Annotated in this window: 10 protein-coding genes and 1 pseudogene; 7 read left to right on the top strand and 4 right to left on the bottom strand. The window is 63.2% G+C overall.

Annotated features, from left to right (window positions below):
- Positions 1–303 precede the first annotated feature (303 nt).
- From G9373_RS47635 to G9373_RS09415, 4 genes are read left to right on the top strand one after another with little or no spacing between them, the layout of a single operon-like run.
- Positions 304–432: a hypothetical protein gene (locus tag G9373_RS47635; RefSeq protein WP_277346551.1), complete on the top strand. Its 129-nt coding sequence runs from the start codon at positions 304–306 to the stop codon at positions 430–432.
- Complete coding sequence (locus G9373_RS09405; protein ID WP_167114774.1) at positions 429–1,178, top strand: MBL fold metallo-hydrolase; 750 nt, start codon at positions 429–431, stop codon at positions 1,176–1,178. Before G9373_RS47635 ends, G9373_RS09405 begins: the two co-directional genes overlap by 4 nt.
- A 10-nt stretch (positions 1,179–1,188) precedes the next feature.
- Entirely contained in the window at positions 1,189–1,791 is a 603-nt protein-coding gene (locus G9373_RS09410; protein WP_167114777.1) for an amidohydrolase family protein, read from the top strand.
- Positions 1,782–2,720, top strand: coding sequence for an amidohydrolase family protein (locus G9373_RS09415; protein WP_167114780.1), 939 nt, complete (start codon positions 1,782–1,784; stop codon positions 2,718–2,720). Before G9373_RS09410 ends, G9373_RS09415 begins: the two co-directional genes overlap by 10 nt.
- Here the strand turns inward: G9373_RS09415 and G9373_RS09420 are convergent, their stop codons facing one another.
- From G9373_RS09420 to G9373_RS09430, 3 genes are all read right to left on the bottom strand, one after another.
- Positions 2,721–3,962 carry a saccharopine dehydrogenase NADP-binding domain-containing protein gene (locus G9373_RS09420; protein ID WP_167114782.1) on the bottom strand — a complete coding sequence of 414 codons (1,242 nt, stop codon included), beginning with the start codon at positions 3,960–3,962 and terminating at the stop codon, positions 2,721–2,723.
- Between the two features lie 372 nt (positions 3,963–4,334).
- Positions 4,335–4,514 (bottom strand): YegP family protein, encoded by a 180-nt coding sequence (locus G9373_RS09425; protein ID WP_167114785.1) that lies wholly within the window; start codon positions 4,512–4,514, stop codon positions 4,335–4,337.
- Positions 4,515–4,658: 144 nt separating this feature from the next.
- Positions 4,659–5,426, bottom strand: a complete 768-nt coding sequence (locus G9373_RS09430; RefSeq protein WP_167114788.1) for a hypothetical protein — start codon at positions 5,424–5,426, stop codon at positions 4,659–4,661.
- 475 nt (positions 5,427–5,901) lie between these two features.
- On the opposite strand from G9373_RS09430, the gene G9373_RS09440 reads away from it, so the two are divergent.
- The 3 genes from G9373_RS09440 (at position 5,902) to G9373_RS09450 (ending at position 10,632) form a co-directional block, all read left to right on the top strand.
- On the top strand, positions 5,902–9,012 hold the full coding sequence (locus G9373_RS09440; protein ID WP_167114791.1) for a type I restriction endonuclease: 3,111 nt from the start codon (positions 5,902–5,904) through the stop codon (positions 9,010–9,012).
- Positions 9,013–9,318: 306 nt separating this feature from the next.
- Complete coding sequence (locus G9373_RS09445) at positions 9,319–9,678, top strand: hypothetical protein (protein WP_167114794.1); 360 nt, start codon at positions 9,319–9,321, stop codon at positions 9,676–9,678.
- A gap of 84 nt (positions 9,679–9,762) precedes the next feature.
- A complete protein-coding gene (locus G9373_RS09450) occupies positions 9,763–10,632 on the top strand; it encodes a hypothetical protein (protein WP_167114797.1) in 870 nt (289 codons plus the stop codon).
- Between the two features lie 454 nt (positions 10,633–11,086).
- Here the strand turns inward: G9373_RS09450 and G9373_RS09455 are convergent.
- Positions 11,087–12,222: pseudogene (locus G9373_RS09455) on the bottom strand (IS701 family transposase).
- Positions 12,223–12,266 lie beyond the last annotated feature (44 nt).

The raw sequence follows: 12,266 nt of genomic DNA on the forward strand, positions 1-12,266 counted from the left end.
CTGAAACGGACCCCTGCGACAGCACTCGGTCCAGCGAAAAGAAGTGCCCACAGTCACATTGCCCGAGCGCGAACGCCACAATATCCTCACGCCCGCCCCCGCCTGTCACGTCGAAACCACTGAGCGCAAACGCATTCCACATATGACGCCGTCGAGGTAGCCAGCACCGCCGGTGGCACCGACACGGCAACAAGGCCATCGGCACAGCGACAGATCGACCCACTACGCCACCGCGCCAACCCCCCTCGCCACCTCGACCACGTACCCTGCCCGCTGGAGTACGCACACAAGAGGAGAGACTGCATGGGAGCCGGATCGGTGCACGAAACGCTCGCCGACTACGACGGCATGGACTACCGCCGGACGTTGGGCGCGCAGGTCACCACAGACGCGCGACACGACTTCGGCATGCCGGCAGTGGTCACGCGATGAAGCCCGTCGAAATCGCCGACGGCGTGTTCTTTGTGCACTCCGAGATGGTCAACTGGGTACTGCTCACCGAAGGCGACGCGGTGACCGTGATCGACACCGGCTATCCAGGGCAGCGCGGTGACGTCGAGGACTCGATCCGGACGATCGGACGGGATCCGCGCGGCATCGAGGCCGTACTCATCACCCACGCGCATGTCGACCATATCGGCAGCGCACAGTATCTCGCCGACACCTACGGGGCGCCGGTACTGGTACACCCTGAAGAGGCCGCTCACGCCCGCCGTGAATGCCACGAGGTCGCGACGCCCTGGGATGTGCTTAGCAATATCTGGCGACCCGGGGTCCTGCCGTGGGCAACAAAGCTGATCCGCCTGGGCGGCACGGCCAAATACGGCATCGACTCCCCCACCGCGATGCCCGTACCCGGCGCCCTGACCTGCCCGGGCGCCCCAGTCCCGGTTCTCGCACCCGGCCACACCTCCGGTCACACCATCTACCACCTTCCCGATCGCGGTGTGGTGATCTCCGGCGACGCCCTGATCACCGGGCACCTGACCTCACCGGTCTCCGGACCTCAGTTGTTGCCGCAGTGGTTCGACCATGACCGCGGCACGGCCGCGGAGTCATTGCGCATCATCGGAGAGTTGGACGCCGACATTCTCCTGCCCGGACACGGGCCGATCCATCACGGCTCCGTCGCCGAAGCAGCCGCAACCGCACGAGAACTCGTCGGGTCCGCCCTGTAAGGATCGAAATATGTCGACCACGCTCATCCGCAATGGCCATCTACTCACCATGGATCCCACCCATGGCGAGATCGCCAGGGCAGACGTCCTCATCGATGGAACCCGAATCAGTCAGATCGGCGTGGACCTCGACACCACAGCGGTCGACACCGTCATCGACGCTGCGGATCACCTCGTCGCGCCCGGCTTCGTCGACGCGCACCGGCACATGTGGCAAACGCAGCTGCGGGGTCGGATGGCGAACGCGACACTGGTCGACTACGCCGCCCACATCAGAGGCGTATACAGCGCTTGCTACGAACCCGAGGACGTCTATATCGGGATCCTCACGGGCTACCTCGATGCCCTCAATGCCGGTACGACCACCCTTATCGACCACTGCCACATCATGAACTCGGCCGCACACACTGATGCGGCGATCCGCGCATTCCGCGACTCCGGCGCGGGCGGCGTGTTCTGCTACGGCCTGTTCCCGAATCCCGAGCGCGGCAAGCCCGACGACGCTGCCGCATCCTCACACCACCGCAGCGTGTGTGGGACGACGCCCGCCGAATTCGGTCCACGCATTTTCGCCCCGAGAACACCGAGCGTGTGCGGTGGGGCATGGCACTGACCGAAGCGGAGTTTTTCCCGATCGAGTACTCCCTGCGAGAGATCGAACTGGCGCGAGAACTCGGTTCCCACAAGATCTCCGCGCACGCCGGGTTCGGTGAGTCCAGCCGCCACACGCGCTATGTCGAGCGCCTCGCCGCAGCCGGCGCGCTCGATAGCGACCTACTCCTTGTGCATGGTTGGAGTCTGAGTGACCATGAACTCGAGCTCATGGTGCGCCACGGCACCACACTGGCGGTAACGCCGGAAACCGAATTGCAGATGGGCATGGGATTTCCGGCCCTGGCGCGCTTTGCCGAACTCGGCGGCCGCGCCGGCCTCGGAATCGATATCGTCTCCAACCAAAGCTCGGACATGTTCACGCAGATGCGTTTGGCGCTCCAAACTTCTCGCGGATACGACAACGACCGACTCGCGCGCCGCCGACTGTTCCCCGCGCACCTGCGGATGACCACCGAGGACGTCCTCGAGTCGGCCACCATCGATGGCGCTCATGCCCTGGGGCTCGGCCACGAAGTTGGCAGCCTGACAGTGGGCAAACGGGCGGATCTGCTCCTGATCCGCAAACGCGACATCAACATGGCACCAGTCAATGACGCGGCGGCAGCGGTTGTCCTCTATGCCAATACCGGCAACATCGACACCGTCATCGCCGACGGAGTCATCCGCAAGCGCCACGGACAGCTCACTCACCCCAACCTGGACGACCTCATCGACCAGCTCCAGGAGTCCACAACCACAGTGCTGATGCGCGCGAATGAGTTCGACCTCGCCGAGCGCATGCACTTCGTCAGGCAAATCTTTCCCACCGACAGAAAGTCCAGCATCGAGCAGCGGCTCGCCGCCAAGGTGTTCAGGACCAAGGCGGCGGCACCACTTCACGACCGCTTGATCCGCTACCTGATCAAGCGAACACGTATCGACGGCTAGTCAGAGCTTTCGAGCGGAGACCTCCACACCTGCACCGCGCAGTCGTTCAACGAGCACGTCACCGAGCGCGGTAGCCGGAGTGAGGACGCCGGCCGCCTCGGGAAGGCGATCTCGGTCTAGGACGAGGCTCAGTGCCGACTCCCCCAGCAGGACCGCGGTGGCCCGGTATCCGGGATCACCCTGCGCCTTCACCCGGGCAGCGTAGCGGGCGCCGGTCGTTGTGGTGGTGTAGATGTCCATCGCGAAAAACCCATTGCGCTGGGTCTTCTCGCTGGGGCCCTCGCCCGGTGCCGGCAGGATGCGGTCGAGCACGAACCGGGTGGGCGGCAGGCTCAAGCCGAGCACGAGTCCACCGAGTACGGCCGCGACACCACCTGCGTAGAGACGGGAGAGTCGCGAGTCCCCCACGCCCATCACCTCTCGGTATTTGAAGGTGCGGCCGTACGCCCAGTCGCGCAGCGCATTGCTACGTCGCACGATGCGGGTGTTGTAGGACCCCATGACGAAAGGCGCCTTCCAACCGGTGGCCTCCGGGGCGATCTCCGCGCCGTTGACCACTGCGACGTCAGGCTGACGACCGAGATCGGGTTCCTTCGTTCGGTCAGGGCTGAGTGAGTACGGAGAGGCGGCGAGCCGACGCAGCGCCCGATCCTTCTTCGACACGTCGATCTGCGTGCGCAGCGTATCGATGGTTCCACCCGAGACTCCGCCACGCAGCGTGGCCACCAATGTGGTGTCGCCGAGATCGCCGGCACCGTCGGCTTGGACTCTCTGGTGCAGCACATGAACACCCAGGTCGGAAGGGATGGAGTCGTAGCCGCAGGAGTGCACGATCTTCACGCCGTTGGCCCGGGCCTTCTCGTGGTGGGCGTCGATGCTCTCGCGGACGAACAGCACCTCCCCGGTCAGGTCCACATAGTCGGTGCCGGCCGCGACGCAGGCTGCGACCATTTCGGCGCCGTACTTCGCGTACGGGCCCACGGTGGTCGCGACAACCTTTGTGCGGGAGGCCAGCTCGGCGAGCGCGACGGCGTCGTCAGCATCGGCGATGACGATCGGCCAGTCGGCGGCGCGGGCCCCGAGCACCGACCGCGTTGCCTCGAGTTTCGCCTGTGACCGTCCGGCGAGACCGATCCGGATGCCGTCCGGGGAGTTCCGCGCGAGATAGTCGGCGAGAAGCCGCCCGACGAACCCGGTGGCACCGTAGATGACGAGATCTAGTTCACGTCCGCTGTCAGTCATGCGCGCGAGCATACAAGTGGAGCGGATCAGACAGAAGAGGTATATGTAACCCTAAGTAACCGTAGGTCAGGGGCGTGGTGAGGCAAATCCCCCGAACCCGAACCGAAGGGGACGTGTCATACCCCCAGTTCAGGACTCTTTTTGGGAGCATACCTGCGGGGTGACATTCGCCGATTCGACCCACAACCAGAGGTCGAGTTGGCTACATCCGTTCGCCGAGCTGGCCGGCACACACACCTGAGCCAGCTTGTGTACTGTCGGTCACTGACCGGGGAGAGAATCGCGCACCCAATTGCGGATGCTAGGTGCCGTTGCCTTCGAAACGCACCGACCTCGTCGCCCATAACTAATCGCGAATGCGGTGGTCGGTGCTTAGGTCAGGTCCTCGGTCGGGGCCGTCGCCGCATTGGCTTTGATCGAAGTAATCCCGTTCTGGGCCGCAGCCTTCGAGGTGTAGCCCTGGCTGGCCGCGATGATCTCGCCGTTCGCTGCCTTCAGGTGAAACCGGAACTGGCCGGCGGCGTCCTTGAACAGCTCGAACTTCGCAGTCATCGCCACTCCTCTGGATGAGTCCCCGGCGGTCGCGGACACGCTCACGGTAAGCCGAGCGAACACCCATCGGCGGCCGAATTCACGATTCCCTGCAGCTGCTCGATTCGCGCCCGCACTCGCTGCAGGTCTCCTTTTGACCATCGGCTATCGGCCCGGCGGGCGGAGGTTCGCGGCGTAGAACTCGATGCTGGTCGTTTTGAGTCCAAACTCGGGGTAAGCCACCGTGACGTGGATGGTGCTCTGTGTGGGTACCGGACTGAGGAAGTAGTGCGCTCGCGTTTCAATCACACCCAGGTCGCGGACACGGCTGCGGGAGTCGCCGCCACCAGATAGCCATGGCTCGTTCGGATCATCGGGAAAGTCGTCCTGTCTGAATGAGTTGGACAGCACGGTGCCGCCGAAGAAACCGTGCTCACCAAGAGTTGGTGATACCGCGAGGACCAGCCGGATCCTGGTTTTGTGAGCCTTGTCCGGCCTGATCCTGTACCCCAGATTGATTGTCTCGGTGTCGAAGGGGATACCGGCGGTGGGGTCTGGGTCCGGTTCGCGGGCGACCAGATCAAAGCCCATCCCGTTCTCGTACACCTTCACTCTGGTGAACCGGAGGTCGAGGCCGTTGTTTGTTCTGAATGGGATGGAGAGCTTCGGCTCGTAAAGGACTGGATCCTCGTCCTCTGTTGTCAGGAACGCGTCGGGTCGTTTCCGAAATTCGGGCACCTCGCGGCGGCCGGGCGGCCGCTGCGCGCGCTTCTCGCGTTGTTCCTGTTCCTCACGTTCCAGTTCGCGCTCAAGTTCTTTGTCCGGGATGGATTCGCCAGCCAATCGCAAGATCCGGGCGCTCCACTTCAAGTGGGCAGTCCACTCCGGTGGAGGATCGCCGACATAGGCAAAGTTGAATCGCTTTTTGGACATGCCACCGATACTTGCATGCGCTAACCGGTGAACGGCACAGTTGCTGACAACGTCCGTGGTGACCCGCAAGCCGAACCCTGACCGGCGTGTTCCGGAAGAGGTCCCGTGACCGGAAGCTCCTGACCTGCTGTTGTCCCGTAAAGGTGGTCCGGTGACGAATTCCGAAACGGTGCGATAACCGGGACGCCACCAGCGCCCCATACGGCGCATTCGGTATGGGACCAGTTAGTCAACTCGGGTTAATGGTCAACGGTCAGGAGCCAAACCCTATCCATAACTCGGCAACCTCCCTATTCCGTGTCCGCCACTGACCGAGCAACGGGACATCGTTACGTTTCTCGATCACCAGACCGCCAAGATTGGCACCTTGATCGAAGAGACTGAGCGATTCATCGATCTCTCACGCAAGCGTCGGTCGGCGCTCATCACTGCGGCGGTGACGGGTCAGATCGACGTGCGGGATGAGGTGGCCTGAGTGGCTCAACACAACGAGATCGAGTTCGAGAACGAGATCGCCGAGTACCTCGCAGCGCACGGTTGGCTGTACTCCCCGGATGACACCGGCTACGACCGTGAGCGTGCGCTCTTCCCCGAGGACGTGCTCGGCTGGCTCGCCGACACGCAGCTGGAGCAGTTGGACAAGGTCGTCAAGCCGGGCTCGAGTGACATCGTCAAGCAGCAGGATCAGTTGTTGGACAGGATCGTGAAGGTCCTCGACACCCCGATGGAGAACGGCGGCGGCACGCTCAACCTTCTCCGCAAGGGGTTCTCGCATCTGGCTGCGAAGTTCCGGATGTGCGTGTTCCGGCCGGAGTCGACGCTGAACGAGAAGCGGAACGCCGAGTACGCGGCGGCGCGGCTGCGGGTGATGCGGCAGGTGCACTTCTCGGCCGCCGACAACCGCTCGGTCGACCTGGTCTTCTTCGTCAACGGGCTCCCGGTCGCCACCGCTGAGTTGAAGACCGACTTCACCCAGACCGTCACGGATGCGATCAGCCAGTACCGCACGTCGCGGCTGCCGAAGGACGCCGCTACGGGGAAGGTCCAGCCGCTGTTCGAGGCCGGAGCCCGGGCGCTGGTGCATTTCGCGGTGTCCAACGACGAGGTGTGGATGACCACCAAGCTTGCGGGTGAGAAGACGCATTTCCTGCCGTTCAACCGGGGCAGCGAGGATGGTGGTGCCGGGAACCCGCTGAATCCGAACGGGTCGAGGACCTCGTATCTGTGGGAGCAGGTGCTGCAGCGCGATGCCTGGCTGAACATCCTGGGCCGGCTCATGTACATCAAGCACGAGTCCAGTACGGACCCGATCAGCGGCAAGACCAGCAAGTCGTCGACGCTGCGGTTCCCGCGGTTCCATCAGTGGGAGGCAGTCTCCGAGCTCACCGCGACGGTCACCGCCGAGGGCGTGGGAAAGCGGTACCTGATCCAGCACTCCGCCGGTTCGGGGAAGACGGACTCGATAGCGTGGACCGCGCACCGGATGGCGCGGTTGCAGGTTGAGAACAAGAAGGTCTTCGACTCGGTGATCGTGGTGACCGACCGCAACGTTCTCGATGCGCAGCTGCAGGACGCGATCAAGCAGATCGACAACGATCAGGGCATCGTCGTCGCGATCGACCGGGATGAGGCGGCGAGGGCCGGAGGCTCGAAGTCGGGGCTGCTCGCGAAGTCGTTGACCGACGGCAAGCTGATCATTGTCGTCACCATTCAGACGTTCCCGTTTGCGATGGAGGAGATCCGCAAGAACAAGGGCCTCAAGGGCAAGACGTTCGCCGTGATCGCGGACGAGGCACACTCGTCGCAGTCCGGGCAGGTCGCCGGCAAGCTGAAGGCCGTCCTGACCGCGGAAGAGCTGCAAGACATCAAGGACGGCGGCGATGTCGACGTCGAGGCGGTGCTCGCGGCGGAGGCCACCGAACGTGCAGCGTCGGCGAACATCTCCTACTTCGCGTTCACCGCCACCCCGAAGGGCAAGACCCTGGAGCTGTTCGGGCGGCCCCCTTCGGCTGGTGGGAAACCGGTGCCGTTCCACGTGTACACGATGAAGCAGGCCATCGAGGAGGGGTACATCCTCGACGTGCTGACCGGCTATCACTCGTTCAAGCTGGCGTTCCAGATCGGGCAGAACGCGGCCAGCGAGGACGAGGTGGACCAGTCGCAGGCCACCAAAGAGGTCATGCGCTGGGTAAAGCTGAACCCACAGACCATCGCCCAGAAGGCCGCGATCATCGTCGAGCACTTCCGCGCCAACGTCGCGCACCTACTCGAGGGGCACGCGAAAGCGATGGTCGTCACCGACTCCCGCAAAGCCGCCGTTCGCTACAAGCACGCCATCGACGACTTCATCGCGAAGAAGGGCTACAGATACGGCACCCTGGTCGCGTTCTCCGGCGCCGTCCAAGACCCAGAGTCCGGCCCCAAGGACTTCACCGAGGCCAACATGAACCCCGGAGTCCACGACCTGCGGACCGCATTCACCGGGGACGCATACAGGGTGATGATCGTCGCCAACAAATTCCAGACCGGATTCGACCAGCCCCTGCTGTGCGCGATGTACGTGGACCGGATCTTGTCCGGGGTCACTGCAGTGCAGACCCTTTCGCGGCTCAACCGGACCTACCGCACTCCGTCGGGAGTCTTGAAGTCCGCGGCGATGACCCAGGTCGTGGATTTCGTCAACGAGCCAACGGTGATCCGGGAGGCGTTCGAGCCGTACTTCACGGACGCGTTCCTCGAGACCGAGACCGACCCGAACCTGGTTCACGATCTTGCGGCGAAGCTCGACACCGCCGCGATCTACACCCAAGCCGAGGTCGACCAGTGCGCGGAGGGGTTCGTCAAGGGCAAAGGCCACAGTGCTCTCGCAGCCGCTGTGGACCCGGGCAAGAAGCGGTTTGCCGAGCGCTACCAAGCGGCCTTGATCCACAACGGGGGTGAGGGCGACAAGGCGGCACTCGCTGAACTGGACATGTTCCGCAAGGATGTCGGTTCGTTCGTGCGGCTCTACGACTTCATGTCTCAGATCGTCGACTACGGCGACCCGGAATTGGAGAAGAAGCAGATCTATCTGCGCCATCTCGACAGGGTCATCCAGCCCGACAACTACACCGCGCCAATCGACTTGTCCGATGTTGTCCTGCAGCGCGTCAAGCAGGTCGATCAGGGTAAGAGCGACATCAGCCTCGGTGCCAGAGTCGGGCTTACCGGTGTGACAGCGGCCGGCTCAGGAGAGAAGCGTGACCCGAAGATGGTCGCCTTCCGGCAGGTCCTCGACCGCCTCAACGACCTGTTCGGGTCCGAAGACTTCACCCAGTCTCAGAAGATCTCGTTCCTCGAGGCGCTGCTGCGAACTTTGCTCGACGACGATTCGCTCGTGCAGCAGGCGAAGGTGAACTCCACCAAACAGTTCGTCGAGTCGCCAGACTTCGACGACGCGGTCACCGGGGCAGTGGCCGACAACCAGGGGGCGCACGAGAAGTTGAGCGACTACTTCTTCACCAACGCCCCCGGCCGCTCCCATCTGGTCTCCGACATCGCCAAGTGGTTCTACCAGGTCGTCTCTGAGGAGAACGCTAGCGCATAACGGGTACCGCCCCGACCTGTGGTGAGTCCAAGGGGCCACCCGCCGCACGAACGCCACGACCATCTCCGCGGATCGATCGATCCTCTAGACATGTCTCCAAATGATCTGCGGTGTTGCGCTGCAGAATCTAGGTGCTCGCCGTCGCCGCGGACCGTGCGAATCCGCCAACCGTTTCCGGGTAAACCAGGTCATACCGGACACGTGCAGCATGGCGCGGTACCGGCTCGGAAAACTCGGGGTGCCACAGTGGATTGGAACCGGAGACAAGCTCTGCTACCTGATGTCACACTTTATGACGATCTCGAAGTGACCGCTTACATCGTGGGAGGTCGAAGGGTGGACACGTTCGGCACCAGCGAGAACGACCAGGCGCGAGAAGCGGGGCGCAGTCGCGGGCAACGAAGAATTGCCGCTCTTCGGTACCACGAAGAGAATATCGACACGGTCAACCCTGTCGCCCGTGCGATCAACACCGCGATGGAACTCCTTAACTCCTCCGATGCGCCGCCAACTGTGATTGAACAGGTTGTGGAAACGGTGACCGTCGCCGCCACGGTGCGCGCGATCGCCGACAATCCGATTGAGTTGACGTCGAGCGATATCCAGCTGATCATCGGATTCTTCGAGTGGGCGTGGCTCGACTATTTTCGCCTCCGGAGGAGATAACGATCGTGGCGCCGCGGCCATGTAGTGCCATCCCGTACCGGTGGCGCATAGTTCGTCGGCTCGGCCCGCCCTGGAGCTGTTGAGATGCCACGGACCCTCACATTCAACGAGCAGATCAGTGATTATCAAGGTTGGCAGCGTAGATGCTTGTACGTTGCCGGTGGACTCGGTGGCTTGATCCTGTTCGGCGACCTCGCAAAAGACTCCTTCTCCGACGCGCCGAGCTCTGTGCGCGCCGTATTCATGACGTTCGCGATTCTCGCTGCGGGTCTGATCGGCTATTCGTATACGCGCGTCGCCGTATCGATAGACAGTTTGCAACGGGAGCTGGAACGTCGAAATGTGGCACTTCACGCCGCCGCAGCGGCTGCAATCGCCAGTGGAACCGGTGCAGACGCTGCCAAGGAGGCCGCAACGGCGGGTGCCGGCGACAACGAAGTACCAGACCGTGTCGTCTTCAAATTTCCGGTAAGCGCCGTGTGGACGTTTGGCGCCGGTTTCGTGTTGCTGGTCATCTCATCGGTACCGCTTCTCGTCGCTGCGTGGTGGAAGTATCCGCAGCTCGTGCACTGGGTGGTGCCGTTTTACAACTGGCTAAGGGGAGCGATGGACTTGATAGCTGTGATAGCTGTGATCTCGCTGTTGGTGATCGTCGGACTCACCCTATTCAATCTGCGTTTGGTGGGTTCCGTGCGCTCCGCGCAGTTCAATGCAATTCACACCGGAAGTGGAGCTTGGGAGTTGTACAACAACGGTGGCGGCATCGCAAGGAACGTGAAAGCATACGCGGACGGGACGCTGATCACCGGGGCAGAGTGGGCGCATTTCCCGGGGAGCGGGGCCATGAACACCTTCACCGATGCGTCTCCGGCCCCGGGGCGTGAGATCAAGGTTACGTGGACGGGTACCGCAATCCGGACTAAGGAGCGGAAAAAGACCTTCACCCAGACCTGATTCGGCAGGTTGATCAGCGGAGCAGACGACCCGCACCCCGGTTGGTTACACAGGCCACGCCAGACAGTGAACGCAATTACATTCCGCGACAAACGTTTTCAAACGCCGATAACGGATCCTATGACATTTCCCATACTCAGGAGCGGTTGGGATGTGTGCATCGTGCACTGGAAACCCGAATTCAGGCCAGCATTCGAGCGACGGCCCCCACCCGAAGCAGGCACCCGTAGTACTTGCCCCCGGGAAGCACAGTTCTTCGCCTGATAACGGATTACGTGCTAGTACTGCAACGGCACTTATGGCAGGTGGCCGCGGGTTCGGTAATGACAGATGCGGGCCTGGTGTTGTCGGCGTCTCCGCCAGTGCGACCAGGACCAGATGTGCTCGTCGGGGTGGGCGTGTCGCAGGATCAGAAACACGAGTAGACGGCGGATCTCGGGTACCGTGTAGCCGATCATGCCCTGATCTTCGGTTCCGATTCCCCCTTTACCGCTTCGGTTTTCGTCCCGGCGAGCCAGGCGAGGGCGAGCATCGACAAGGTGATGTGGGCGTACCAGGCCCGGTAGGTGCGTACCTGGTAGTGGTCGAGGCCGGCCTCGTTCTTGGCCTGCTGAAAGCATTCCTCGACCCGCCACCGCGAGCCGGCGATGGTGGCGAGTTCGGTGAGCGTGGTGCGGCGGGGTCCGGCGCAGATGTAGTACGCGATCTCGGTCGGATCGGAGAGGGATCGGCGGGCGAGCAGCCAGTGCCCACGCCCGGGTGCCCAGGCGATCCGGATCGGGATCCGCACCCAGGAGTACTCGCGCCTGCCGTGCGCGCCGTCGCCGACGGAGATCCGGCGCCACTGCTTCGCCGGGACCGCGGCGATCATCTCGTCGGCGCGGCCGGAGCGGCCGTGCAGGGTGAACACATCGTCGTTGCAACGGGTGGCCAACACATACGAAACATCGCGTTCCTCGAGCCAGACCCGCAGGTACTTCACCTGCCCGTAGGCCTCGTCGGCGGTGGCCCAGGAGAACGGGACCTGCGCGTCGAGGGCGCGTTCGATCATGCGTTGCGCCAGTCTCGGTTTGGTCGCGAACTCCACCTCGTCGCCGATCCCGGCGGCGCGGCACCGGTCCCGGTCGGAGGTCCAGGACTCGGGCAGGTACAGCTCCCGGTCGATGAGCGCGTGCCCCGCCGCGCTCGCATAGGCGAGGAAGACCCCGATCTGGCAGTTTTCCACTCGCCCGGCGGTGCCCGAGTACTGGCGTTGCACCCCGGCCGAGCGGGTCTGCCCTTCTTGAGGAAACCGGTGTCATCGACGATCAACACGCCGGCCGGATTGCCGAGGCGTTCGACCACGTAGTCACGCACATCGTCGCGCACCCCGTCGATGTCCCAGTCGGCCCGCCGCAGCAGACGTTGCATCCCGTCCGGGCTCATTTCACCGGCCCGCTCGGCGAGGGTCCACCCGTTCTTGCGTTCCAGACCCGCAACCAAACCCGTCACATATTCACGGACCCGGGACCGCGGTTCCGACCGGGCGAACCGACCGGAGATCCGCTCATGCAACGCTTCCAACTCGGAAACAACCAAATCAAGGACCACACAACCAGTATCGTCTACCTGTCAAGCAAGTGCCGTTGCAGTAC

Origin of the sequence: Rhodococcus sp. A14 (assembly GCF_011603105.1) — a bacterium.
GTDB classification, from domain to species: domain Bacteria; phylum Actinomycetota; class Actinomycetes; order Mycobacteriales; family Mycobacteriaceae; genus Rhodococcus_F; species Rhodococcus_F opacus.